The organism is Thermostichus sp. OS-CIW-31 (assembly GCF_054060305.1).
This window is the reverse complement of sequence record NZ_JBSSDA010000008.1, coordinates 1-23,849: the sequence shown is the minus strand read 5'-3', so window position 1 is coordinate 23,849 and position 23,849 is coordinate 1. Positions and strand designations below refer to the sequence as shown.

The window sequence follows — 23,849 nt, the reverse complement described above, 5'->3', positions numbered from 1 at the left end:
CAAAGAACTGGGATCAAAGCTCCCTCGTACCGCTATGGAGAAGCAAGCCGGCAGTGTGGGGGGTCGCTAGCGGAAAATCATCTCGGCAACCGCCTCAAAGCCGGCATCCAACAGCCGATCCAAGACCGACTGGGCCTGGCTGCGACTGTCGTACAGGCCCGCCTGCAACACTGTTCTGCCGTTGAAAACCGTTTCCACCGCCTCGGGGATGAGCTGCCGCAATCGGTTCAAGTCATCGCTGCTCTTGGGGGTCACCAACACGCGAAATTGAGTTGCCGTTCGCGTTGGCGAAACGGAGTCGTTACCCACAGCAACCACAGGGGGGGCAACTGGAGTTGTAGTGGGAGCAGAGGGAGTGGCCGGGATCCCTGCCGATGAGCGACGGGCCGGCGGGGGCAGAAGGGTGGTGATATCTGTGAGGGGAGCCGAGGGTGGCCTGGGAACAGGAGCTGCGGGGGCAGGGCCAACCGGCTGAGCAGGTGCGGTAGAGCCATCTGGCGTGAAGGGGACGGCAACAAACTCCTGCGCTTGGGGTTGAGTGTCCGCCGGCTGGGCAGGAACGTTGGGCAAAACGCGCCCCCCCGATCCCGATAGAGAGGCAACTGGGCTGGGATCCGTCGATTGCGGCACCGTCACAACCGGTAAGGTGGAGGGGGTCTCAGCCGCTGGCCGGGGATCCCTGGGAGTAGCCGGCTGGGCCGGAGCGCTGGGCAGAGCCAAAGTGCCAGGGGCAATGGGGCGGGGAGCGCTGTCGGGAAGGGCGGCAACGGTGGTTTGACCGGACAGATCCAGATCCCCTTTGACCTGGCCCCGCAGTTGGTTGCCGTTGGCATTGAGGCGCAGGCCGCGGGTGGCGTTGTTGATATCGTATTGGCCGTTGCCCTCAAAGATGTTGTTGCCGGGATCCGTGGCCGTGCCCAAATCCGGCTGGGCAGTGGTGATGGCGGTGAGGCCGGTCTCCAAGTTCTGGGCGATGAGATTGTTGCGCAGGATGGGCCTGGAGCTGCCCCCGACAACCACGCCGGTACGGTTCTGCAGAATGCGGTTGTTGCGCACAACAGGCGCCGAGCGTTGGTCGATGGTGATGCCAAAGCCGGTTTCTTGGAACAGGTTATTGACGATGGTGGGCTGGGAGGTGCCCAAAACGGAAATGCCGTTGGCCCCGTTTTTATAGAAGCGGTTGCCCTCTACCCAGGGATTGGCAGCGCCAGCGATGAAGATTCCATCGTGGATGCTGCCCACAAAGCTGTTGTTGAGAATGCGCGGGGAGGCCGATTCCACCCAGAGGGCATAGCCGCGCCGCCCTTGGTTGCGCAGGGTAATTCCTCGCACTTCTGCGCCGGTCTCTGCCAGCAGAGCAACATTTTGTCGGCCTAGGGTCGGGCTCATGTAGGTACCGCCGCCGGTGATGAGATAGCCCTCTCCCAAGGTGGACTCGTCCCCACGCAAGGTGAGGCCCGCTTTCAGGCGAATGGGGAAGGTTTCGCCGCTCTCCTCGCTATACACCCCAGGAAAAAGCTGAATGACGCTGCCAGCTTGAGCCCGCTGAATGGCATAAGTAATCGTCTTGAAGGGGTTATTGCGGGATCCATCCCCACGGGTATCGCTGCCGTTGGCCGCATCCACGAAAATGGCCGGGCGATTGTCCGGGAGCGGGGGAGCTTGAGGCAGGGTCTGCTCACCGGTAATGCCGGTGTCCAGGGAAGTTTGCGCCCAGCCGGGATCCAACTTTGCTGTCAGCAGTAAGGTGGTGCCAAGCATCAGAGAGGTTGCCAGCCGCGTCAGCATTGCAGAACGATGGCGCTGCGCCCGCAGGCCGGGCAGGACTGCTGTAGATTGGTGTTCGCCGGATTTCTGCAGACCAATAGGCAGTAAGGACAATAAGGAAGAGATCATGGTGGTTATCCTCACACCAGGCTGGGCTAGAGAAGAAAGGCCGAGGTTATCCTACCAAACTGAGTAGGCGGGATCCTGCCCTATCCGCCAACTCCAAATACGGACTAACGCAGGCTTTTTTTGCAAGTCTAACACTAGCCCTAGAGTAACCTCCCTGCTTGCGCCATGACCTACAAAACCCTTGTCCCCGAACATCTGCCCCAAGAGCCGTCGCTGCTTGAATCCGGGATCCTGCTGTCTCCGGTCTCACCGTGGCAACCCCTGATTCATCTGCTGCTGTTGGGGATCCCGGCCTTCTTGCTGCTCTTGGGAAAGCTGATGGCTCAGCCGGTCTTGGGCTGGGGGGCGGTGCTGGCTTGGCTGGGCCTGGCGGGCTGGTGGGGGCGATCGCTTTGGGCTCAGATCGGACGCCGTCTTTGGCAGTGGCTGACCACTTGGCCTCAATTGGCCTGGGCGGGAGTGGCCCTCAGCTTGGCCCTGATGGGAGGGGTTGCTGGGAGCGGGCTGTTTTCTGCCTTGGGATCCCTGAGTTGGGAGGCGATTGGGGCTTTGGGAGAAGTGTTTGGGGCCACAGGCCAGATCTTGATCGCCATCCTGGCTGCTTACATTGCCTGGCGGCAGTACATCATCTCCCGCGATCTCACCATTCAGCAGAATATCATTACCCAGCAGCAGACCATCGACGCCTACTTTGAAGGCATTTCCAACCTGGTCTTGTCTCCCGATGGGCAGTTGGACGATTGGCCCCTGGAGCGGGCCATTGCTGCCGGGCGCACGGCTGCTTTGTTGAACGGGGTGGATCGCTTCGGCAAAGCCAAGATCCTGCGCTTTCTCTCCACCGCTAACCTGCTCAGCCCTCTGCGGCGAGACGAACACCTGGGCCGACCTATCCTGGATGGCAAGGGGGGCTACCAGCGGGATCGCCTGCACGGGATCCGAGTGGTCAACCTGGGCACGATGCTGGAGGGAGCCGACCTGCATGGCACCCTGTTGCGGGCGGTGGATTTCAGCGAAGCCAGCCTGGAGCGGGCCAACCTGAGCGGCTGCGATCTCAGCCACACCAATCTGTGCGGAGCTAACTTGCGGAATGCCGACCTGCGCGGGGCCGATCTCTACCGCGCTTTGCTGTTTGTGGGATCCCCTCAGACGGCTTCCCCTGCTCAGCCGGGGCAAAAGCCGGATTTTAAGACCGGAGCCTACACCGGAGCTATCGTGGCAGGGGCAGATTTCCGCCAGGCTCGCCGCCTTTCCCCCGAACAGCGGGCCTACCTGGCCGCCTGGGGGGCCGAGCTGGATCCCGAGTCCGAACCTCCCCTCAACTCTCCTCAGCCGCGTTTGGATCCTGCCGACAAAACGGAGTCGTTTCCCCCACCTGCCCCAAGCCCTTGAGCGAGAATAAATCGATAAGCCTGGTTCAGGGCTTTTGCCGCCGATTCTTCGGCTATTGCAACTCGCCTCTCCCTTGGGGAGAAGGGCGATCCCCTTCGATTCTCAAACATGGCACGGTTGCTCACCAAGTTCTGGCTGCTGGAGCGCTATCTATTTGGGCAGATGCTCACCCCAGTGCTGACCGGTGTTGCGGGGGGAACCCTGCTGCTGCTGGTGGGCCGACTGTTTACCCTGGCCGAGCGGCTGGTCGAGGGATCCATCCCCCCCCTGACGGTGTTGCGCCTCTTGGTTTTGGATCTGCCGGAGATGGTGGTGCTGGGTATGCCCATTGCCGCCTTTTTTGCCACCATGCTCACCTTGGGCAAGCTGAGCGGCAACAGCGAGATCACCGCTATGCGGGCAGCCGGGATCCCTTTTAGCCGGATTTTCCGACCCCTGCTGCTGGTGGGGTTGGCCATGAGCTTGAGCGCTTTTTTCATCAGCAACGTGTTGCTGCCGGCCAGCAAACAGCAAATCCGCCAGATCGATCAGCAAGCTTTGCTGGCCCAGGCCACCACCCCGGTGCAATACGATGTCTTTTTCAAAACCGAAGACAACCTCTGGTTCTTCATCCGCCAAGTGGATCCCCGGTTAAATACGATGCAAGATGTTACGATTTTGCGGGTGGATCCCTTGCCGGGAGGCAAATACCAGTTGGCGGAAGTGACCTTGGCCGCTCAGGCAGTGTGGAACGGACTGGAGTGGAGCCTCAGCGAAGGAGCGACCCACCTTTACGGCCCCACGGGTCTCAGCATTGCCGAGCAAACGTTTCATCGCAAGCCGCTGCAAGTTTCCCAGGATCTGGCTACCCTAATGCAGCCGCCGGTTCCCCCCAGCGAGTTGAGCTTGCCGGAGCTGGCAGAGCGGATTTCCCGTTTGGCCCGCTCCAATCTCAATACTCAGGCTCTGCGCACCGAGTTCCACATGCGCTTCTCCCTGCCCTTGGCCAGCTTTTTTGCCGTGCTGATTTCGCTCCCCCTGGGATCCACCACCGCGCGGCGGGTGGGACGCTACGGAGGCGTCGTCTTCGGGATCCTGTTGGTGTTTGGCTACTACGTGGTGCTCAGCGTGTCTCGCAGCCTGGGAGAAGCCGGCGCCCTTCCCCCCTGGGCAGCGGCCTGGAGCTTCAACATCCTCTTCGGCGGCCTCGGCCTGCTGCTTTTGGCCCGCTTCTTGCGCTAGAGATCCACCCCAGCATCCGCCAGTCCTACGTTCTCGAAAATCTCCTGCAGAAGACAGGGATCAACTTCCCTTGCTTCTCCTTCCTCCGTCCCCTTACAAGGTAGGGATCAACAGGCCAGGGATCCCATTGCGGGGAGAGTCTGTCTAGACTGGAAAGCAGCCCTACGGGGATCCCTATGCGAATTGGCGTGCCCAAAGAGATCAAAGAGCAAGAGTTCCGTGTCGGGCTGACACCGGCGGCGGTGCGGGCCTTAACCGAACAGGGGCATCAGGTGTGGGTGGAAACCCAAGCAGGCCAGGGGGCGGGCTTCACGGATGAGGACTACCAAAAAGCGGGGGCCAAACTGGCCGCCACCCCTGAGGAGATCTACCAGCAGCAGTTGGTGGTGAAGGTAAAGGAGCCCTTGCCTGCCGAGTATCCTCTGCTCCATCCCGACCTCATCCTGTTTACCTATTTGCACTTGGCCGCCAGCCGCGAGCTGACCCAGGCGCTGTTGCAATCGGGGGCCACCTGCCTTGCCTATGAAACGGTGGAATTGGCAGATGGATCCCTGCCCTTGTTGATGCCCATGAGCATGATTGCCGGGCGGCTCTCGGTGCAGTTTGGCGCCCATTACCTCACCCGACAACAGGGGGGGCGAGGCGTGTTGCTGGGTGGGATCCCAGGGGTATCGCCGGGACGGGTGGTGATCTTGGGCGGAGGCACGGTGGGCACCGAGGCGGCCAAAATGGCCGTAGGCTTGGGGGCGCGGGCGCAGATTTTGGACATCAACCTGCAGCGGCTGAACGAGCTGGAGCTGCTCTTTGGATCCCGTGTGGAGCTGCTCTACAGCACGGCCCAAAGCGTGGAAGAGTGTGTTCGCGAGGCCGACCTGCTGGTGGGGGCAGTGTTGGTGCCGGGAAGGCGGGCGCCGGTCTTGGTGGGAGAAGAGTTGGTGGCCCAGATGCGTCCTCGCTCCCTCATTGTGGATGTGGCGGTGGATCAGGGGGGGTGCATTGCTACCACACGGGTTACCACCCATGCCCAGCCGGTTTACGAAGCCCACGGGGTGTTGCACTACGGCGTTCCCAACATGCCGGGGGCTGTCCCCTGGACTTCGACCCAAGCGCTGGTCAACGCCACACTCCCCTACATCCTCAAGCTGGCCAACCTTGGCCTGGCCGCTGCTTTGGAACAAGACTCGGCCTTGGCCAAAGGGCTCAACATCAGGGCAGGAAAGATCGTCCACCCGGCGGTGCGAGCCACCTTTCCAGACCTGGGCTAGCTCAGGCAGGGGTTGGCTCCCTGGGGAGAGATGCTACTGTCGCCAGGACAGGACATAGCGCTCCAGAGCCGCGAAAAAGGTGTAGAGCAAGACACCCATGAGGCCGAGGGCAGCCAAACCCGCAAAGGCCAAAGGCACATCAAAAGAAGAACTGGCCGACACGATCAGGTAGCCCAGCCCCTGGTTGGAAGCCACCGTCTCCGAGATCACCGAGCCGACAAAAGCAAAGGAGATGGCCACCTTCAACGAGGCAAACAGGTAGGGCATGCTGTGGGGTAGCCCCACCTTGGTGAAAATCTCCCAAGAGCTGGCCCCCAGCGAGCGCAGCACATCTCGCATCTCGGCTTCCACCGTCTCCAGCCCCACCGCCACATTGACTGCAATGGGGAAAAAGGCCAGCAAAAAGGCCGTGATCACCGCCGGGATCAGGCCCAAGCCAAACCAAATCGCCAGCAGCGGCACCAAAGCCACCTTCGGGATGGTGTTAAACCCCACCAGCAGCGGGTACAAACACAGATGGGCCAGGCGGGAGCTGCCGATGATCGATCCCAGCAATATCCCCCCCACCAAAGCCAGCGCAAAGGCCAGCAGCGTCGAAGTGAGGGTAGTTAGGGAGTGACGCAGAATCACCGGGCTCCACTGGTTCATGGCTGCGAGGATCTGGGTGGGCGCCGGCAGAATGAAGCGAGGAACGTTGAACAGCCCCACCCCCACCTGCCAGAGCACAAGGGTCAAAACGATGGTGACAGCGGGCAAGACCACAGAAGCCGTTTGGGTCTGCAAAAATCGGTCAAATGATTTTTTCATGGGATCCCTCGGCAGAGATGCGCGGTAACCTGTCCAGCAAACCTTTCCAGATTTTTTGGATCAAGGGCTCTTTGGCCTAATAGCTGCGCCGAATGTGCTGGCGCACTTCCGAGACCAAGCGGTGAAACTCGTCCGTCAGGCAGATCTCCAGCGGGCGTGGACGGGGCAGATCCACTTTGAGGGAAAAGATGATCTCGCTAGGCCGTGGCCCCATCACATAAATGGTATCGGAGAGGAAAACCGCCTCCCGCAAATCGTGAGTGATCAAAATGGCGGTGCAGCCGGTGCGCAGCCACAGCCGCTGCAACATTTCCCACATATCCTCGCGGGTAAAGGCATCCAAAGCGGCAAAAGGTTCGTCCAACAACAACAGCTCCGGCTGATGGATCAAAGCGCGGCACAGGGAAGCCCGCTGCCGCATTCCCCCAGAAAGCTGCCAAGGATAGGCTTTCTGAAAACCCTCCAAGCCTACGGTGGCCAGCAGCTCCAGCGCCGACTTCTCGTGCTGGGCCAGGTTTTGCTTGAAGGTGCGCTTGTAGGGCTCTACCACCTCCAACGGCAGCAACACGTTCTCCAGGGTTGTGCGCCAGGGCAGCAGCACCGGGTTTTGAAAGGCCATGCCCACACTCTTCAGGGGGCCGGCGATGGGCTGCAACTGAAAGTAGAGGGTGCCGCCATGGTCAGTGTTCAGGCCGGCCATCATCTTCAAAAGAGAAGTCTTGCCACAGCCGCTCGGCCCAACAATGGAGACAAACTCCGAGTGGGCAACAGAAAAGCTGACGTCGCGGATGATCGTGACTGGGGATCCCTTGGTGGGGTACTGCAGCGAGACGTGGCGCAACTCCAGAACGGGCTTGCCCGAAACAGCGGGGGAAGATAACCCACTTTGAACCACCCTCTGCGACTCCAACATTGACTCAACTCCAATGATTTTCATAGTGGCCCAAGTGAGGGCTGATCCCCCTGATCCAGACAGATGATGGCGGGAGCAATGAGGGTTGCAGGCCGGTTTATCTCGATTGGTATGGCCAACCCCATCCCCACTACATCAGAGAGAGGGGCAGCCAGCTGTGTTGCCAGATACTTTGTGGGCCGGTGAGGTCCCCCCATTTTCCGCTTCAGGAGATGTGGGATCCCCGAGGGCCCGGTCATCGAAGACAGTGACTGTCTATCAAGTAAAGCCCCGCCTACTGATGTTCGAAGACGTTACTGAAGCCCAACAGATCCAGCTCTACCAAAGTAGGCAAATGTTGGAAACACTGCTGCGCCAACTCCCAGCGTTCTTCCCGCCGTAACATCTCCGCCAACTTGTGGCGCACCGGGATCAAATAGCGAACATCGTTGGCGGCATATTCCAGCTGTTCGGCGGATAGCGCGTGGACGGCTCCCCAGTCGGAGCTTTGGGCAGCTTTGTTGAGTTCGACCCCGCACAGCTCGCTCACCACATCTTTGAGGCTGTGTTTGCTGGTGTAGGTGCGGGCCAGTTTGCTGGCAATTTTGGTGCAAAAGACGGGCCACGCCCGGATTCCCAGGTGATAGCGCAGCATCGCCAGGTCAAAGCGGGCGTAGTGGAAAATCTTTTCAATGTTGGGATCCGTCAGCAGCCCCGCCAAAAAGGGGGCCTGCTTTACCCCGCGGCTCAGCCGCAACAGCACCACCTCACCGGCGGAGTTGGCGATTTGCACCACGCAGAGCCTGTCCCGCTGCGGGATCAACCCCATTGTTTCTGTATCCACGGCCAGGTAAGGTTCCCTGGCCAGGGCCTTTGCCACTGCAGGGGTGAGATCTTCGTCGCAGAGCTGAAAAGGTTGCAGGCCCACTCAGGATCTCTCAAAAGGGTGTTTTGGCTGCATAACCAAGCGGCGAAGGCCAGGCAACTACCAGCTAGACTTGACCACACCTGGCAATAAGCCTCTGTGGGCCATTTCCCGCAGGCTGTTGCGGCACAGGCCGAAATCGCGGAAGTAACCCCGGGGACGCCCGGTTTTCCAGCAGCGGTTGCGCAGGCGTGTGGGCGAGCTGGCCCGAGGGAGTTTTTGCAGTTGGGCGTGCAGCTCCATGCGGGTGGCCTGGTCGATGTTGGGATCGGCCATGGCTGCTTTCAGTTGTTGGCGCTTCTCCCGATACTTCTCGACCAAGCGTTGGCGCTTTTTCTCCCGCTCGATCATGCTCTTTTTAGCCACGGCTCACCTGTTTCCCCAGATTTTTCAGCTTTACTAGGATAACGAGGAGCAGCGGCTCCAAGCAAGGGGATCCCAGGCCCGCCCACGGCCATCCTCGCCAATGTTCATCACTCCTTTTCCGCTCTCCGTAGGATCCCTGAGGCCAGCCCCTCGGCTTGGGGGCAACCTACCTCTATAGGCGAGGTTGGTGTTGGGTGATGGCCATTTCCAGAGTGATCCCGTTTATCGCCACCAAGTTTAGGGTTTCCCCAGAGCAGATTGAGGCCACGCGCGTGATTCTCCACAAGCCGCCGGCTCTGTTGGCAGTGCTGAAGTCGGCCTCTCCACTGCCCAAAGAGGTTTTGCAGGATCCCAGTTTGGCCTATATCTATCCTGCCGCCTTCATTCAATGGTCGAAGTGCATGCATGGCTTGGCGGATTGGGACACTGGGCCGGCACTGAGCTACGCCGATTATGTGGCGCAACTGAAGCTGGCCTTCATGCCGACGGATATTGCCCTGAGCGGCCATTAGGGATCCCTTGGGTTGGCCATCCCATTTCGGAAGATGCGCCGGGAAGCCTCGCGGACAAACTCTTTGAGCCAACCGGATTTTTGGGTATTTTGCACCTGGGCTTTGACCACCGCCTGCATCCCCCCTTCTCCCCAGCTTTGGTTGTGCTGGAAATACTCAATGAAGCTCTTGCCGGCAATGCGGGTGAGATAGCCAGCACTGGCTGCCTGAATGGGGGCTGTCGCCAGAAAACCGACGACGCTCACTTCGGCAACGGTGGCCAAGATCCCCGTGGTCAGTTGGATCGCCCCTTCCACCAAGCCCAAGCCCGCTAGGGTTTTGGCCAGAGACAAGGCCAGCTCCCGCCCCTGCTGCAGGTTCATTTTGCAGCCGTAAAGGGATCCCAGTTCCACCACCATCTGGGCGTTGATGGCGGCAATGGCCAGCAGATCCACCGCCGGGATGGGGTTGGCGAACACCACTCCTGTAACAATCCACTGAAAGCGATCGATCACTTCCTCGGCTTGGCGGCGCAGTTGGGCTTGGAGAATCCGCTTGGCCTCTTCCCCCAACTGTTGCGATTGCAGCAGGGCATTGTCCAAGGCCAGGGATCCACCTTCGGCATAGAGCACTGCCTGCACGCGATCCCGCACGGCGGCCACATCCGGCTCCGGTCGCCAGGTTTGGGATCCCACCCGCACAGGGGCTGGAGCAGCGGCAGCTATCAACACATCCTGAGGTGGAATCAGGGGGTAGACCCGCTCCCGCAGGCGTTGCAAGAGGATCTGCCGTTCTTCTGAGGTGTAGCGATCCGCTTTGTTCAGGATCAGCAAGGCCCGCTTGCCCAGGGCGATCAACCGGCGCAAGGGATCCACCTCTGACTGGCGCAGATCCCCATCCACCACCACCAGCAGCAGATCGGCAGCTTGGGCTTGGGCTTGCGCCTCCTGTTCCCGCATCACCCCTGCCGGGCCGATCTCCAAAATGCCGGGGCAATCCAGGATCTGCACCGGCTGCGGGATCCCAGGCAAGTTCCAATCGTAACAAGCCACCGCCTGGGTGGTGCCCAGAGTGGCCGCCACCGCCCCCGCCCGCCGCCCCAGCAGCGCGTTGACCAAAGAAGTCTTGCCCGCCGACCCAGTGCCGAAGACCACCACCTTCAGCTGGGGCTGGGCCAACTGTTGGGCCAGCAGAGCCGACCGTTCTGCCAGCGCTGCCCGCGCCACTTCATCCTGGATTTGCGCTAGCTGCGCCTCCAGTTGAGCCAAGTTCTGTTGCGCCGCTTTCCGCTTTTCCAAAGCCGTCTCCGGCAAGGCAAGGGGTTGGGTAATTTCCCTCCTGCTGGGGGCGGGTTGGCGAAACAGAAACAAGTAGTAGATGGCAGCGGCCAAAAACACCAGCAGCAGCAGCACCAGCACCCCGATCAACAGCCCCCCCAAAATCGGGTGGTAGCGGGTGGCGTAGTACAGATCGAGAAACGATTGGATTAGCCAAACGATCAGCCCGGTGAACGAGGCCAACAGCGCCAACAACAGCAGCAAGCGCAGGTAAGGGAGCGACCGCATAGGGATCCAACAAGGCCACAACCGTTCGCGTCAGCGGGACGGACTCTACCCGCGGCTGAGCATATCCGGCTACCTAGATGTCGCCTTCTGGCTGCAGGGGCAGGGCTTCTCCATCCGACTCTTCCTTTTCACACCGAGATTCCCCCTCGATGACCTGAATGGCCTGCGGATCCCCGTCAACTTTCACTTGCAGATGGCGCAACTGCCATGCCGAGCCGGCCATGCCCCGCTCCGATTCCACCACCACATCGCCGGTGCGCTGGGCCCCTGTAATCAAAAAGAACAGACACACCCAGCCCGCTTCCTCATTTTCCTGAAAACGCAGCCGCGAGGGCCATCCCGGCCTCAAGGGTTCCCCCAGACGTTCCACCACCACGGCATTTTGTTCGAGCTGCTCCACCGCCAATTGGTAGGTGCGATAGGCACCCGAAGTGCGGATCCCATTCCAGATCAGGATCCCTGCCCCCGCCAGCCCCAAGCCCAGCACCGCCAGCAGGCCCAGACAGCCGCAGCCACAGCAGCCCAGAGGGGCAGCACAGCCGACTGTTTGTGGAGTTTCTGACACAGCCCATTGCCACCCTAGAATGCCCCCACCCTAACACAAGGCTGTTGCTCATCCTCTATGCCTTCATTGCCGACAAGGTACAGACAAAAAGCCAAGCAGCCCTACGCCATTTGTCGGTGACGAACATCGCTTCTCAGCTAGAAATCGTAGGAGCCCCGCACTGTACCCGTAGGGTCAGTGTCGGGAGGAATGCGGAAGTTATGATAGAACCATGACCCAAGTCCTGACCGTCCCCTGCAAGCTCAAGGTGTCCCAGTCGCAAGCCGCAAAGTTGGATGCGACAATGGATGTCTTTGTGCAGGCGTTGAACTGGGTCAACCAGAACACGCCGGAGAAGATCGTCAACGCGGTCAAGTTGCAATCCCTTTGCTACTACGAGATTCGAGCTCGGTTCGGCTTGTCCAGTAACTTGGCTCAACAGGTGTGCAGACGGGTGGCGGGCGCTCGCAAAGTGGCGAGACAGCGCAACCGTCCGGTTAAAGAGTTCAAGCGTAGGTTCGTTACCTACGACGCACGTATCTTTTCATTCCGCGAGAAAGACTGGACGGTGTCGCTGACCACGGTGGAAGGGAGAGAGCGCTTTGAACTAGCCATTGGCAACTACCAGCGTGGGATGCTGGCTGGTTCTAACCCCAAATCGGCCACCCTAGTCCAGCGGAAGGATGGCTCCTACGACATCCAGATTTGCGTAGAGAAAAAACCACCCAAGCAACAAGATACCGACAAGGTGATCGGGGTGGACTTTGGAAGGACAGATATTGCCCATACGTCAGAGGGGGACAACTGGAATGGACAGCAGTTGAACAGAGTCCGAGACCACTACTCCCGGTTGAGGGCGGCACTCCAACGCAAAGCCAGTAAGGGCACACGCAGTTCGCGGCGCAGATGCAGAGAACTGTTGCAACGGCTGTCTGGCAAGGAGAGACGCTTTCAGGCGTGGGTCAATCATCGCATCTCCAAAGCTATTGTCTCTAGGGCAAAGGCTACCAACAGCGCTATTGCTCTGGAAGACTTGACAGGGATTCGGGAAAGGGTCAATCAACAGCCACGCAGCAAAGCCGAACGGCGCAGGGCCAACAGTTGGGCGTTTTATCAACTCCGTCAATTTTTGGAGTACAAGGCTCTGCGTGCGGGGGTTGCTCTGATTCTTGTTCCGCCTGCCTACACGTCGCAGACCTGCCACCGGTGTTTGCACATTCATCCCGACCCTGCGCAATCCTACCGCAGTGGAAAGAAGTTTAAGTGTGGACACTGTGGATGGGAAGGGGATGCGGATTTGAATGGTGCGAATGTGATTGCGCTTTTGGGGGCTGCTGTAAACCAGCCTAGAGGTTCGTGGTTGGCTTGCCAACTGCAGGGCTACCGAAAGCCCGCCCTGTACTGCGAAGCAGTCAGGGTCGGGTAGTTTACTTCCGTATTGCCACAGATATCTGTTACGGCCTCAAACAACAGCTCGAAAAATCATGGGATCAGCACCTCTTTGGCCAGTTCAAGCAACTCACTGTTGAGTCTAATTTTGTACTGCGGTGAGGATGGGATCCCTACGTATCCAATTGTTGGCTCTGCTCCCACTTCGATTAGAAAGGCTTGTGACACAAAGATTTCAAGCTTTTCGCCTACACGGAATCCGGATGGCTCAGAAGGTCAATGGGTATCTGGAAAGCCCTATTTCCGAGCACCGAGAAAGAAGACAAAGTGCGCGCATACCGAATCCGCTATTTGGCGGAGTCAATATCAGAGGGATTTGTCGAGAATAAGAGCAGCAAAAGGTCTCCATCCAATCGCCTAAACCTATGGATGAAGCGACAACCATAACCGTGCAGCAGATCATTCAAACCGCCATGATGACCGGTTTGCTCACCGCTGCTCAGGAACACGAACTTAACGTAAGGCTATTTCGAGAGGAGTGCTCCGAAGCCGACCTCTTCCTGCTGCGCCGTCTACACCGCTGCCTACGCCAGGGATCCATCCGCCAGATCCCGGCCCTGAACAACACTGTAGCGGTTGGCCGCTTTGGCCCGCCCCTGCGCCTGGTACCGGACAGAGCCGAGACAACTCAGTCCCAGCCGACTGGGTTAAGCCTGGCGAGGGATCCCAAGACCGGGTAGTCAAGCAATTACAAGCAATTAGTGACGAGGGGGCAGAGGTAAGGTCGAGGGTTGGGCAACGGTCAAATCAGGGAAAGGGGGAGCTGAGGTTTTGCTTTCCCCGTCGTGCAGCAACACATATAAAGCAAACACATATAAAGCAAGGGATCACCAACGACGTCAACGGCAAGGCAATCTCGAATGAGCTACGGACTTCTACAGCACTTCCCTTTGCCTCTCTTCATCGCTGGAGCCCTTCCGAGTTCAGCCGCCTAGCTAAGCTTTTGAATAGGAGCGATACGGGGATCCAAGATTTTCTGTTGACCGATAGCGGGAAACCTCACCGCAATCGTGACCCGTTCACCACTGCCGAACACATGGGTAATCTGGCCTTGTCCGAATTGGGGATGTTGCAAACGATCTCCAATCGCCCACTGTTCTGAACGGCTTTGGCGGCGATTGGGCCTGGCCTTGGGTGCATCTGAAAGGGACAGTCCACTGCCGTGGGAAAGCTGTCGAGAAGGGGCTCCGCGCCTGTCGGACTCGATCAACTCTTGAGGTAGCTCACTTAAAAATACGGAAGGAATGGCCGGTTCTCGGTTGCCGTAGAGCATCCTTTCCCTGGCGTGGCTGATATACAACTGCTCACGGGCACGGGTAATGCCCACGTAGCAAAGGCGTCGCTCTTCTTCCAAAGCAGCGGGATCCTCCAAAGCCCGGAAATTGGGAAATAGACCCTGTTCCACCCCCACCAAGAACACAACAGGAAACTCCAAACCTTTGGAAGAGTGCAACGTCATTAGCGAAACTTTCTCAGCGCCTTCCTGAAGGTTATCTAAGTCGGAAGCCAAAGACACATTGCTCAAAAAAGCCTCAAGGCTGGGATCCTCCTGTTCTTCCTCGAATTGGCGAGCGGCATTGTAAAGTTCCATCACGTTGGCCGCTCTTTCTTCGGCTTCGTCTGTACCCTGTGCCTTGAGATCCTCCAAATAGCCGGAATCCCTTAGCAACCCTTCGATAAGGGTGGCGGCTGAAGTCTGAGAAGCCTGTCGATGCCAATGCTGAATCAACTGAGCAAACTGAATGACAGGCTTAGCCGAACGGCCCGCCAAGCTACTTACAGAGGTTTCATCGCTGAGAATTGCCCACAAAGGCACGTTGAGAGCCGCCGCCGCTTCGGTCAGCTTGTCCAGAGTAGATTTGCCGATGCCACGGCGCGGCACGTTAATAATTCGCAGCAGGCTAAAGGAGTCGGCAGGGTTGGCCACAACCCGCAAATAGGCCAGGACATCCTTAATTTCTTTGCGATCGTAAAATCGCAGTCCGCCCACCACCGTGTAAGGGATCCCCCACCGCAGCAAAACCTCTTCAAAAGGACGGGATTGAGCGTTGGTGCGGTAGAGAATGGCAAAATCTCCCCAGGAGAAAGCATTGGCATTTTGGCTGTGTAACCGCCGGATGGTATTGACAACAAACTCGGCCTCTGCAATCTCGTCATCCGCCTGATGAAGGAAAATCGGACTTCCTTGCTGACGGGTTGGCCTGAGAACTTTATCAATGCGCTCTGTATTTTTCTCGATGAGAGCGTTAGCTGCCTGCAGAATGGTAGCTGTAGAGCGATAGTTCTCCTCCAGCTTGATCATGGTGCGGGTATCATCATCCGGGAGGCCATCTCCAAAGGTCTCTTGAAACTCCAGCAAGATGGTAAAATCTGCCCCGCGAAACCGATAGATGCTTTGATCGGCGTCTCCCACCACAAAGATCGATCGGTTTCTCCAATCCAACCGAGATCTGCAGGTCTCGCCGTTGGTGGCCAACAGACGAATCAACTCATACTGAGTGCGGTTGGTGTCTTGGTATTCATCCACCAAAATGTGTCGAAATCGTTGGTGCCAGTAAGCCAACACCTGCTCGTTTTGTCGAAAAAGCTGCACTGGTATCCAAATCAAGTTATCAAAGTCCAGAGCATTGTTGGCTGCCAGTTGGTCTTCATAGATTTCGTAAACTTGGGCAATGGTACGGCCACGGAAGTTGGGCTGATTGCGCTCCAGGTCGGCAGGAGTCCAACCTTGGTTTTTGGCATTGCTAATGGCGTAGCGTACCGACCTTGGATCAAACTTGCGCTCATCCAAGTTCAGTTGCTTGGTTACAATCTCCTTCACCAGAGATTGGGCATCTGATTCATCGAAGATCGAGAAGTGGCGAGTCCACTTGCGCCCCTTGGGATCCTGATATTTTTCGATCTCCAGGCGCAGGATCTGGGCAAATAAGCTGTGGAACGTGCCAATCCAAAGAGGCTTAATCCAGCGGTGGTAAACAGCAGATTTTAGTCGCGTTGCCTGGGCCGGCTCCAATTCCTCTAAGGGGATCCCAAATTGTTCTTGAGCTTCTTGTTCGGCAAAGAGCTGCTCAATGCGCTCTTTCATCTCACGGGCGGCCTTGTTGGTGAAGGTCACGGCCAAAATTTCTCCTGGATCCACCCGATAGTGGCGAACCAGGTAGGCAATGCGGTGGGTGAGGGCGCGCGTCTTGCCGGAACCTGCCCCCGCCACCACCAGCAGCGGGCCACAAAAGTGTTGCACCGCTTGCCGTTGAGAAGGGTTGAGGGCATCCAGCAAAGAGGCGTGAGTCATGGCCAGCAAACCAGAAACTGCCTTCCATTATGGGCACCAACCCAATGGGGATGAGAAGCCCAGAGGGCATTTTGGAGCACCAAAGATGAAGATCGGTTAAGATTTGGCCGGCCCGCTCCAGAGCTCTCCGCCATGAACCGAGTGCTGTCCTGCTGCTGTGCCCCGGCTAACCGCTGCTGGCTTTGCGTTCAAAAGAGACTTGTGGCTTTGGGGTTTGCCACCCTTGCCCTGCTTTCTCAAGGTGCGTTCGATCCCGCCCAAGCTGGCAACTGCCCCAGCAACGGCAACCCCAAAACATCTCTTGACCTCAAGGTGGAAAGCGTTTCTGGGGATCGGCTTGACCTAAGTCGGTATGAGGGCATTCAAGCGTTGATCTTGACCAACAGCCAAACCCGCTCGCAATCGGAAGCCCTCTCCAAAAGTTTGGCCCTGGAGTTTGGGCAAAACCCTCGGCTGCGCCAGATCGTGCTGGTGGATGGCAGGGGGCTGCTGCTGGTGCGCCACTTGGTTTTGCAGGCCATCCGGGAGAGTGTACCGACGGATCCCCGCCTGGTTTCTCCGTTTGTGTATGTCTCGGTCGATTTTGAGGGAGCAACCATCCAGAAGCTGCAAGAAATAGCCGCTGCAGCTTTGCCTGGGATCAATTTTCGCCGCCAGGCTGTTTTGTTGCTGTTGGACGGCCAGGGAACTCTTCTGAGCGGATTTGCCGACTTGGAGCAATCCAACCTCAGCATTCGCCGGTGCATTCGCACCCTCATGGGATAGTCCCACTTCCCTTTCACACCGGCAACGCCTCTCCTCTGCTGCTCTGGCCCAAGCCATTAAACTGGTCATACCGGTCATGTTGAAGCTTGGAGTCAACCATTCGAACGACGGTTCACTGTTTACGGGATCCCATGCGCCGCCAGCTCAAAATCTTGAACCAAATCCTCGATTACAAGCTTGCCAACTTGCGGCTGTTTGGCCGAGCCGAGCTGAAGGGGCCTGTTCTCAACGTGCTGCTGGAACGGCTGCCGGGCGATGTGGTGGATACCCTGCAGGTGATGGAGGTGGTGCGCAGTGCGGTGGAAGCCTCTCTGCTGCAAGGGTTGCGCAAGGTCAACGTTTACCTTTGGTGCCGCGGACAAACCGAAGAAGCGCCGGAGTGGAGCGAAAGCTTTGCTGTAGAGCCATTGGTCTTTGCCCACCCCAAGGAGCTCCGAAGCCTTGCTTTCAACTATCGACAAGACTATCCCGGCATGCGGGTGCTGTTTTTCTGCCTGGGCCTTTGTCTGGGCGGCTTTTACCTGTTGGGGGGCTGGGAGCAGACAGGTTGGATCGATTGGATCCCCGTAGGACTGGCCTTCGCCTTGGGGGTGATCTTCCCCTGGCTCAAACGCTCCCTCAGCCAGTTTGTACACCCTCTATTTCTCCGCCTTGGCCTGGGCTTGGGCTTGGTCTTATTGGGCCTGGCAGTGGCGCTGATCTGGCGGCAGGGCTGGAGCGTTGCCTATGGGATCCTCGGCCTGCTGGCCATCCTCCTGTTGGGTCTGGGAGCCTAGTTCTCAACCGGCAGTGGTGCCGCTGAAGACGTGTAGGGCAGGGCCGGTCATCCACACGTGCTGTGTGCTCGGATCCCAGCGAATTTCCAGATTTCCTCCCGGCAGTTCTACTGTAGCTTGCGATTCTGCGCGCTCCTCCAAAACAGCAGCCACCAAAACAGCACAGGCACCCGTCCCACAAGCCAGCGTTGCCCCTGCTCCCCGCTCCCAAACCCGTAGGCGCAGACGAGTCGGGCTGAGCACCTGCACAAATTCGGTGTTGGTGCGCTCAGGAAAGGCCGGATGATGCTCAAACAGGGGGCCCACAGCTGCCAAGTCCAGCTCCTCCAGGGATCCCTCTTCTTCCAGGAAGACCACACAATGAGGGTTGCCCATGCTCACCGCCGTCACCCGCCACTCTCGCCCGGCCACTGCAAGCGGCTGCCGAATGACCTTCTCATCCGGTTCGACCAGGGTGGTGGGGATTTGCTTGGCCAAAAGGCGAGGGATCCCCATGTCCACTGTGACCAGCCCATCTGCCCGCACCTGCGGCACGATTCGCCCCGCCAAGGTGTGGATCTGGTAGGCGCCATCCCGACCTGGGATCCCCAAGTCCTGCAGAAAGCGGGCCAAACAGCGGATCCCATTGCCGCACATCTCCGCCTCGGAACCATCGCTGTTGAAGAGGCGCATGCTAAAGTCCGCCCCCTCCTGCCCTGGCAGCAGGAAAATAACTCCATCGGCTCCTACCCCAAAGCGGCGATCGCAAAGGGCGACGGCCTCTTCCGGGCTCAAGCAGGGTTGAGACTGCCAGCGGTTGTCCACCAAGATAAAATCGTTCCCCAACCCCTGGTACTTGTGAAAGGAGAGACGGGGGGTCAACCGAGCAGACATTTACCCAGATATCCCAACGACAGGCCTTAATCCTCGTGCATCTCGTAGGGATCCTGCAAGTCCTTGGAAGGGGGGCCAAAGGCCGTGTAGATGGCAAACGCAGTGATGCAGATGGTAACTGCCGCAATCGCCACAATCAGGGAAAAGGTGGGCTCCATATCGTTGTCTTTGATCCTGAGAGTATTCGACTACAGTATTACACAAGTTTACAATTCATTGCCCAAGACAAAAAGGTTCGGCCAGATTCTGATAGCGTGATTTTAAAAGGCGGCTGCTTTGGCGGTGCTGAGCACCAGGGATCCGCCTTCGAGCCTGCTATCTTCGACTTCGTCAACGTGTTCGGTTTCTAAGCGAGAACCTATGGCCATTCGTACCAAACTGGGCGATCTGCTGCGTCCTCTCAACTCGGAATACGGCAAAGTGGCTCCCGGCTGGGGCACCACGCCCCTGATGGCGGTCTTCATGGCCCTATTCGCCGTCTTTTTGTTGATTATCCTGCAGATCTACAACAAGTCGCTGCTTTTGGAAGACATCAACGTTTCTTGGGAGAGCCTCAGCTTCTGAGTTCCCCAGCCCTACTCTGGAGAAAATCCCCGTCCCGCCAGACGGTTGCAAGCGGGATCAAGGCAGCTCCTCTTCTCCTCCGAGCCGATGCCTTCAGGGTGCTGGCTCCAGGCGCAGCAGGGATCCATTCGGGGCGTCCGTCAACAGGTAAAGGAGTCCATCCGGCCCCTGCCGCACATCGCGAATGCGGCCCACCGCCCCCTCTAAGAGACGCTCTTCTGCCACCACGCGCTCTCCATCCAGTACCAGACGGGCCAAGTGTTGCCCGGCCAGCGCCCCCACAAACAGGTTGCCCCGCCATTCGGGGAAAGCCTCCCCCGTGTAGAAAGTCATGCCAGAAGGAGCGATAGAGGGCGTCCAGTGCAGCAGAGGGGAAGCCAAGCCGGGAGCTGCCGCCAGTCCTTGGCCGACGGGTTCTCCCGTATATTCTCGACCGTGGGTGATTAGGGGCCAGCCGTAGTTGACGCCGGGGGCCAAGATGTTGATCTCGTCCCCACCCTGCGGCCCATGTTCATGGGACCAAATTGCCCCTGTTTCAGGGTGGCGGGCCATTCCCTGAATGTTGCGGTGGCCATAGGTAAAAGTTTCCGGCAAAGCCCCTGCTTGGCCGACAAATGGGTTGTCCGCCGGGATCCCTCCTGAATCAGTGACGCGCAACACCTTGCCGGCAGCATCCCCCAGATCCTGGGCCCGATGCCGCTCTCCGCGGTCGCCGGTGCTGATGTAGAGAAATCCCTGTTCATCAAAGGCCAGGCGGGAGCCAAAGTGCTGTTGAGCGGGGGTCTTGCGCTCCATGTCGAAAATCACCTCCAGATCCTGGAGTCCCTTCTCCCCCAAGCGGGCCCGCGCCACTCGGGTTCCCCCGCCGCCCGGCCCAGGAGCGGCATAGGACAGGTAAATCCAGCCGTTCTCCGCGTAATTAGGGTGCAAGGCAATGTCCAGCAGGCCCCCCTGTCCGCGGGCAAATACTTCTGGCACACCGGCTATGGGCTGGGGATCCAACCCCTGGTCGGTAACCCGGCGCAGCCGGCCTGGTCGTTCGGTTACCACGATTGTCCCATCTGGCAGAAAGGCCATCCCCCAGGGATGCTCCAGCCCGGTTGCCAGAGTCACGACCCGAAAACGCTGCTCTGTTCTGGCTCTGGGTAGGGCTTGGGCATGATCCCCCTGTTGCAGGGCCATCACCGTTTCAGGGCTGACCGGATAGGCCACCACGGCAGGGGGGGCGGACAACCCTCCCAAAAGCAGTAGCGCGGAGAGAAGTTTGCTCACCGGGATCCTCATGGCCATTGCCGCCTCGTTTTCGCGATGGATTCTGGGGTCTGAGCTAGTCGATTATTACTGCTGCTCTTCTGGAGATGGGTACCGATGAGGGTAAAACCCACTGCGGACCAGAGTGGGCAACCCCCTGTCCCCTCCCGGCCATAGGCTAGCCTTGAGAGCAGCAATCTGTCTCCAAAGCATGCTGGAACCTGGCGAGATCTTGGGACTCGATCCCGCGGGCGCGAACGGCCAATCCCCCGCCCGCCCACCCCAAAGGCAAACTTGTGGATCCCTGCAACAGCTCCAGGCTCACTCTCGCGGGATCCACCTCATCTGTGCCCAGGGCTGCTGGTCTGTGCAGATCCTCACCCCCCGCCTGTTTCGGCTGCGCTTCGGACTCCGTCCCGCTAGCGCAAATGGCCCCAGCGGAGACTTTTTGCCCCGCCGTTCTTGGGATGTTGCCCTAGCCGACGAAGAGTGGCCCCCGACTTCCTTTCAACTGCAGGAAAGCCCTGCCCAAGTCCACCTGTCCACCTCGCTGGTGCAAGTCCGCATCGACCGGGATCCCATCCGGTTTAGTTTTCAAGACTCTCAAGGGCAAGAGTTTTGCGCCGATGTCTCCTCTGGGCTTACCTGGGGATCCGATAGCATCCGCCTGGTCAAACACCTCCACCCTGCCGAGCACATCTATGGCCTAGGGGAACGGGCGGGGCTACTCAACAAACGGGGTCGGCGCTACAGCCACTGGACTCGCGACTGCTGGAACTACGATGCCCACAGCGACAATCTCTACCAGGCCATTCCCTTTGCCTTGTTGCTTCGCCCTGGCCTCTGCTACGGCTTATTCCTGCACTGTACCCACTGGAGCCGGTTCGATCTGGGGGAGACGGATCCCGAGCAGTGGGCCATCGAAGTGCATGCCCCAGAGCTGGACTACTACCTCATTTACGGCCCCACTCCAGACTTGGTGCTCGATACCTATACCCAACTTACCGGGCGGCCTCCCCTTCCTCCCCTCTGGGCCTTGGGCTACCAACAGTGCCGCTGGAGCTACGCCAGCGCCGCCCAGGTTCAAACCGTTGCGCAGCAATTTCGCCAGCGGCAGATCCCCTGCGACGTCATTTACTTGGATATCGACTACATGCGCGGCTACCGCGTCTTCACCTGGGATCCCCGCCGCTTCCCCGAACCGGCCCGGCTGATGGCCCAACTCCACGAGGCTGGCTTCCGGGTGGTAGCCATTGTGGATCCCGGCGTCAAGTTCGAGCCCGAAGCCGACTACGCCGTCTTCGACGAGGGCTTGGCCCAGGATTTCTTTATCCGCCGCGCCGACGGCCACCTCTTCCATGGCTACGTTTGGCCAGGCAAAGTCCTCTTTCCCGACTTCTTGCGCCCTGGAGTGCGGCAGTGGTGGGGATCCTGGCAACGGGTTCTCACCCAAGCCGGTGTGGATGGCATCTGGAACGACATGAACGAGCCGGCCCTCAACGACCGCCCCTTTGGAGACGGCGGCCAGATCGTCGATATCCCCCTCGATGCCCCCCAAGGCCCTCCCGGCGAACGTACCACCCACGCCGAAGTTCACAACCTCTACGGCTTGCTGATGGCGCGCGCTTCCCGCGAAGGCTTGGAACGGCTCAACCTCAACCGGCGCCCCTTCGTGCTGACTCGCTCCGGCTTTGCCGGGATCCAACGCTGGTCTGCCGTCTGGACGGGCGACAACCAATCCTCCTGGGAACACCTGGAGATGTCCCTGCCCATGCTCCTAAACCTGGGCCTGTCGGGAGTTAGCTTTGTCGGCGCGGACATCGGCGGCTTCGGTGGCAATGCCACTCCCGAGCTGTTTGCCCGTTGGATGCAAATGGGAATTCTTTACCCCCTCATGCGCGGCCACAGCGCCCTGGGCACCCGCCCCCACGAGCCTTGGAGCTTTGGCCCAGAGATTGAAGCCATCTGCCGGCAGGCCATCCAGTTGCGCTACCAACTGCTACCCTACCTCTACAGCCTTTTCTGGGAGTCCAGCCAAACCGGATCTCCCATCTTGCGCCCCCTTCTCTATGAGTTTCCCGACGATCCGCAAACCTACGAGATCTCAGATCAAGCCATGCTGGGATCCGCCCTCCTAGCTGCCCCTGTGGTTCGGCCTGGCATGCGGTGCCGCGCTGTTTATCTGCCCCAGGGCACTTGGTTCGATTGGTGGACAGGTCAGGCCCACACCGGCCCCGGCTACATTCTCGCCCCTGCCCCTCTTGAGCAACTGCCATTGTTTGTGCAGGGTGGCTCCATCCTGCCTCTGGCTCCCCCCTGCCCATCCACCGTCCGCCTGCGCCGTGACCAACTGCGCCTCAAGCTCTACCCCGGCAACGGCAGCTTCACTCTCTACGAAGACAACGGGGAAACCCTCGCCCATCGAGCAGGAGCCTGGGCCACCACCCTCTTCCGCTTGCGACAGCAAAATGGCCAGCTCATTCTGGAGATCGAGGCCCGCCAGGGCAACTGGAGCCCGCCCCAGCGTAGCTGGCTTCTGGAGCCCCTTGGCCACACTCCCCTCTCCCTGCCGGACACCGGACAGCCGCAACAGGTTCTCTGGCCCACCCCAGAGGATCCCCCGTTTAGCTAAACCGCCGGGAAGCCCCGCACTCTCTGCAACAGCAGGAGGGTCGGGATGAAAGGCGTATATATCCTGTGCCATAATCAACATGGCTGTACAAAACGGCGTTGCCGGAATCTGGTACAGCTACGCGGTGGGACATCCCGTGTCTGCGCGTGGAGGGTTCTTGCAGTAGCTCCCCGATGAAGCGCGAAGCCCACGCTGTACCTGTAGGGTCAGTGATGGGAGTATGTCACCTAATCGCCCTCACGGCCTCCAGCAGCTCCCGGTTGTCTCGCTTGAACAAGGGCAGCCACTCCACATGCTGGTAGCGTAGGATCCCTTGGCTATCCACCAAAAAATAAGCCCGCCGCGTCCCCAGCAGGCTGTCCACCCCGTACTGCTGGCTCACGGTTCTGTCCACATCGCTCAGCAAAGGAAACTCCAGCTTAAGCTGCTCGGCAAAGGCTTGGTGCCTGGAGAGGGGATCGCTGCTGATCCCCAAGATCTCGCAGCCCGCGGCCCGGAAAGCTTCCCAATCCTCCCGAAAGCAGCGCATCTCGCTCGTGCACACCGGGGAAAAGTCCGCCGGGTAAAAAGCCAGCAACACCTTGCTCTTGCCCCGGTAGGCCGCCAGTGAAATCTGGGCTCCCTTCTGGATCCCTTTCCCCACCGCAGGCAAGCTAAAGTCAGGAGCAACAGCCCCAATCACAATCCCCATAGACCCGTCTAACTCAATCTGAGCTCACTTCAACAGTCTAACGGTGGATCCGGATCCCTTCTGGCTTCAAAAAACTTTGGGTTGGATATCTTGACGTGGGGGTGGTGGTGGGGATAGGGTAGTAAAGCGCCACAAGGCCACCCAGCCCCGGCGCCCCAGAACCTTGACAAGTAAGCTGTTCAGTCAACCATCGCC

Annotated in this window: 22 protein-coding genes; 10 read left to right on the top strand and 12 right to left on the bottom strand. The window is 59.1% G+C overall.

The window, feature by feature from the left end:
- Nucleotides 1-66 precede the first annotated feature (66 nt).
- Nucleotides 67-1,896: a DUF1565 domain-containing protein gene (locus ACVWY9_RS06380; RefSeq protein ID WP_457387821.1), complete on the bottom strand. Its 1,830-nt coding sequence runs from the start codon at nt 1,894-1,896 to the stop codon at nt 67-69.
- Nucleotides 1,897-2,061: 165 nt separating this feature from the next.
- Here ACVWY9_RS06380 and ACVWY9_RS06375 point away from each other — a divergent pair, with 165 nt between their 5' ends.
- The 3 genes from ACVWY9_RS06375 to ald all read left to right on the top strand — a co-directional run bounded on the left by ACVWY9_RS06375 (nt 2,062) and on the right by ald (nt 5,771).
- Nucleotides 2,062-3,285: a pentapeptide repeat-containing protein gene (locus ACVWY9_RS06375; protein ID WP_457387820.1), complete on the top strand. Its 1,224-nt coding sequence runs from the start codon at nt 2,062-2,064 to the stop codon at nt 3,283-3,285.
- Nucleotides 3,286-3,393: 108 nt separating this feature from the next.
- Nucleotides 3,394-4,506 carry an LptF/LptG family permease gene (locus ACVWY9_RS06370; RefSeq protein WP_457387819.1) on the top strand — a complete coding sequence of 371 codons (1,113 nt, stop codon included), beginning with the start codon at nt 3,394-3,396 and terminating at the stop codon, nt 4,504-4,506.
- 176 nt (nt 4,507-4,682) lie between these two features.
- Nucleotides 4,683-5,771: an alanine dehydrogenase gene (ald, locus tag ACVWY9_RS06365; protein ID WP_457387818.1), complete on the top strand. Its 1,089-nt coding sequence runs from the start codon at nt 4,683-4,685 to the stop codon at nt 5,769-5,771.
- 33 nt (nt 5,772-5,804) lie between these two features.
- On the opposite strand, the gene ACVWY9_RS06360 is transcribed toward ald, so the two are convergent.
- From ACVWY9_RS06360 to rpsN, 4 genes are all read right to left on the bottom strand, one after another.
- Nucleotides 5,805-6,578, bottom strand: a complete 774-nt coding sequence (locus ACVWY9_RS06360; RefSeq protein ID WP_414407516.1) for an ABC transporter permease — start codon at nt 6,576-6,578, stop codon at nt 5,805-5,807.
- A 76-nt stretch (nt 6,579-6,654) separates the two neighbouring features.
- Complete coding sequence (locus ACVWY9_RS06355) at nt 6,655-7,491, bottom strand: ABC transporter ATP-binding protein (RefSeq protein ID WP_049749636.1); 837 nt, start codon at nt 7,489-7,491, stop codon at nt 6,655-6,657.
- Between the two features lie 274 nt (nt 7,492-7,765).
- Nucleotides 7,766-8,398 carry a ribonuclease D gene (locus ACVWY9_RS06350; protein WP_457387817.1) on the bottom strand — a complete coding sequence of 211 codons (633 nt, stop codon included), beginning with the start codon at nt 8,396-8,398 and terminating at the stop codon, nt 7,766-7,768.
- Nucleotides 8,399-8,455: 57 nt separating this feature from the next.
- Entirely contained in the window at nt 8,456-8,761 is a 306-nt protein-coding gene (gene rpsN, locus ACVWY9_RS06345) for a 30S ribosomal protein S14 (RefSeq protein WP_011432985.1), read from the bottom strand.
- A gap of 197 nt (nt 8,762-8,958) precedes the next feature.
- Here rpsN and ACVWY9_RS06340 point away from each other — a divergent pair, with 197 nt between their 5' ends.
- The gene (locus ACVWY9_RS06340; protein WP_414344672.1) at nt 8,959-9,273 is read left to right on the top strand and encodes a hypothetical protein; all 315 of its coding nucleotides are present in this window, start codon (nt 8,959-8,961) and stop codon (nt 9,271-9,273) included.
- Here ACVWY9_RS06340 and ACVWY9_RS06335 read toward each other — a convergent pair.
- Both ACVWY9_RS06335 and ACVWY9_RS06330 read right to left on the bottom strand, forming a co-directional pair.
- Nucleotides 9,270-10,817: a YcjF family protein gene (locus ACVWY9_RS06335; protein WP_457387816.1), complete on the bottom strand. Its 1,548-nt coding sequence runs from the start codon at nt 10,815-10,817 to the stop codon at nt 9,270-9,272. The two genes, ACVWY9_RS06340 and ACVWY9_RS06335, sit on opposite strands and share 4 nt — an antisense overlap.
- Before the next feature lie 73 nt (nt 10,818-10,890).
- On the bottom strand, nt 10,891-11,382 hold the full coding sequence (locus ACVWY9_RS06330; protein WP_457387815.1) for a cytochrome c oxidase assembly factor Coa1 family protein: 492 nt from the start codon (nt 11,380-11,382) through the stop codon (nt 10,891-10,893).
- Nucleotides 11,383-11,593: 211 nt separating this feature from the next.
- Here ACVWY9_RS06330 and ACVWY9_RS06325 point away from each other — a divergent pair, with 211 nt between their 5' ends.
- Together ACVWY9_RS06325 and ACVWY9_RS06320 are read left to right on the top strand one after the other, a co-directional pair.
- Nucleotides 11,594-12,787: an RNA-guided endonuclease InsQ/TnpB family protein gene (locus ACVWY9_RS06325; RefSeq protein WP_457387814.1), complete on the top strand. Its 1,194-nt coding sequence runs from the start codon at nt 11,594-11,596 to the stop codon at nt 12,785-12,787.
- Nucleotides 12,788-13,175: 388 nt separating this feature from the next.
- The gene (locus ACVWY9_RS06320; RefSeq protein WP_414331733.1) at nt 13,176-13,490 is read left to right on the top strand and encodes a hypothetical protein; all 315 of its coding nucleotides are present in this window, start codon (nt 13,176-13,178) and stop codon (nt 13,488-13,490) included.
- A gap of 251 nt (nt 13,491-13,741) precedes the next feature.
- Here the strand turns inward: ACVWY9_RS06320 and pcrA are convergent, their stop codons facing one another.
- Nucleotides 13,742-16,102, bottom strand: coding sequence for a DNA helicase PcrA (gene pcrA / locus ACVWY9_RS06315; RefSeq protein WP_457387813.1), 2,361 nt, complete (start codon nt 16,100-16,102; stop codon nt 13,742-13,744).
- Nucleotides 16,103-16,234: 132 nt separating this feature from the next.
- Here pcrA and ACVWY9_RS06310 point away from each other — a divergent pair, with 132 nt between their 5' ends.
- Together ACVWY9_RS06310 and ACVWY9_RS06305 are read left to right on the top strand one after the other, a co-directional pair.
- Nucleotides 16,235-16,867 carry a hypothetical protein gene (locus ACVWY9_RS06310; protein WP_414331728.1) on the top strand — a complete coding sequence of 211 codons (633 nt, stop codon included), beginning with the start codon at nt 16,235-16,237 and terminating at the stop codon, nt 16,865-16,867.
- A gap of 86 nt (nt 16,868-16,953) precedes the next feature.
- Nucleotides 16,954-17,643, top strand: coding sequence for a hypothetical protein (locus ACVWY9_RS06305; RefSeq protein WP_457387812.1), 690 nt, complete (start codon nt 16,954-16,956; stop codon nt 17,641-17,643).
- Nucleotides 17,644-17,646: 3 nt separating this feature from the next.
- Here ACVWY9_RS06305 and dapF read toward each other — a convergent pair whose 3' ends face one another.
- Entirely contained in the window at nt 17,647-18,516 is an 870-nt protein-coding gene (gene dapF / locus ACVWY9_RS06300) for a diaminopimelate epimerase (protein WP_457387811.1), read from the bottom strand.
- A gap of 26 nt (nt 18,517-18,542) precedes the next feature.
- Nucleotides 18,543-18,674, bottom strand: a complete 132-nt coding sequence (gene psbN / locus ACVWY9_RS06295; RefSeq protein ID WP_011432995.1) for a photosystem II reaction center protein PsbN — start codon at nt 18,672-18,674, stop codon at nt 18,543-18,545.
- Nucleotides 18,675-18,876: 202 nt separating this feature from the next.
- On the opposite strand from psbN, the gene psbH reads away from it, so the two are divergent.
- Entirely contained in the window at nt 18,877-19,080 is a 204-nt protein-coding gene (gene psbH / locus ACVWY9_RS06290; protein WP_414331336.1) for a photosystem II reaction center phosphoprotein PsbH, read from the top strand.
- 93 nt (nt 19,081-19,173) lie between these two features.
- Here the strand turns inward: psbH and ACVWY9_RS06285 are convergent, their stop codons facing one another.
- On the bottom strand, nt 19,174-20,262 hold the full coding sequence (locus tag ACVWY9_RS06285; RefSeq protein WP_457387877.1) for a PQQ-dependent sugar dehydrogenase: 1,089 nt from the start codon (nt 20,260-20,262) through the stop codon (nt 19,174-19,176).
- Between the two features lie 280 nt (nt 20,263-20,542).
- Between ACVWY9_RS06285 and ACVWY9_RS06280 the strand changes: the two genes are divergently transcribed.
- Nucleotides 20,543-22,963: a glycoside hydrolase family 31 protein gene (locus ACVWY9_RS06280; RefSeq protein ID WP_457387810.1), complete on the top strand. Its 2,421-nt coding sequence runs from the start codon at nt 20,543-20,545 to the stop codon at nt 22,961-22,963.
- Nucleotides 22,964-23,186: 223 nt separating this feature from the next.
- Here ACVWY9_RS06280 and ACVWY9_RS06275 read toward each other — a convergent pair whose 3' ends face one another.
- On the bottom strand, nt 23,187-23,654 hold the full coding sequence (locus tag ACVWY9_RS06275) for a peroxiredoxin family protein (RefSeq protein ID WP_457387809.1): 468 nt from the start codon (nt 23,652-23,654) through the stop codon (nt 23,187-23,189).
- Between the last annotated feature and the right edge of the window lie 195 nt (nt 23,655-23,849).

Coding starts and splice junctions, on each gene's coding strand:
- ACVWY9_RS06340 (WP_414344672.1), top strand. CDS start 8,959: ATGGCCATTTCCAGAGTGATCCCGTTTATCGCCACCAAGTTTAGGGTT.
- pcrA (WP_457387813.1), bottom strand. CDS start 16,102: ATGACTCACGCCTCTTTGCTGGATGCCCTCAACCCTTCTCAACGGCAA.
- ACVWY9_RS06335 (WP_457387816.1), bottom strand. CDS start 10,817: ATGCGGTCGCTCCCTTACCTGCGCTTGCTGCTGTTGTTGGCGCTGTTG.
- ACVWY9_RS06370 (WP_457387819.1), top strand. CDS start 3,394: ATGGCACGGTTGCTCACCAAGTTCTGGCTGCTGGAGCGCTATCTATTT.
- ACVWY9_RS06325 (WP_457387814.1), top strand. CDS start 11,594: ATGACCCAAGTCCTGACCGTCCCCTGCAAGCTCAAGGTGTCCCAGTCG.
- ACVWY9_RS06360 (WP_414407516.1), bottom strand. CDS start 6,578: ATGAAAAAATCATTTGACCGATTTTTGCAGACCCAAACGGCTTCTGTG.
- ACVWY9_RS06280 (WP_457387810.1), top strand. CDS start 20,543: ATGCTGGAACCTGGCGAGATCTTGGGACTCGATCCCGCGGGCGCGAAC.
- ACVWY9_RS06275 (WP_457387809.1), bottom strand. CDS start 23,654: ATGGGGATTGTGATTGGGGCTGTTGCTCCTGACTTTAGCTTGCCTGCG.
- ACVWY9_RS06285 (WP_457387877.1), bottom strand. CDS start 20,262: ATGGCCCTGCAACAGGGGGATCATGCCCAAGCCCTACCCAGAGCCAGA.
- psbN (WP_011432995.1), bottom strand. CDS start 18,674: ATGGAGCCCACCTTTTCCCTGATTGTGGCGATTGCGGCAGTTACCATC.
- ACVWY9_RS06375 (WP_457387820.1), top strand. CDS start 2,062: ATGACCTACAAAACCCTTGTCCCCGAACATCTGCCCCAAGAGCCGTCG.
- ACVWY9_RS06310 (WP_414331728.1), top strand. CDS start 16,235: ATGAACCGAGTGCTGTCCTGCTGCTGTGCCCCGGCTAACCGCTGCTGG.
- psbH (WP_414331336.1), top strand. CDS start 18,877: ATGGCCATTCGTACCAAACTGGGCGATCTGCTGCGTCCTCTCAACTCG.
- ald (WP_457387818.1), top strand. CDS start 4,683: ATGCGAATTGGCGTGCCCAAAGAGATCAAAGAGCAAGAGTTCCGTGTC.
- dapF (WP_457387811.1), bottom strand. CDS start 18,516: ATGTCTGCTCGGTTGACCCCCCGTCTCTCCTTTCACAAGTACCAGGGG.
- ACVWY9_RS06380 (WP_457387821.1), bottom strand. CDS start 1,896: ATGATCTCTTCCTTATTGTCCTTACTGCCTATTGGTCTGCAGAAATCC.
- ACVWY9_RS06320 (WP_414331733.1), top strand. CDS start 13,176: ATGGATGAAGCGACAACCATAACCGTGCAGCAGATCATTCAAACCGCC.
- ACVWY9_RS06355 (WP_049749636.1), bottom strand. CDS start 7,491: ATGTTGGAGTCGCAGAGGGTGGTTCAAAGTGGGTTATCTTCCCCCGCT.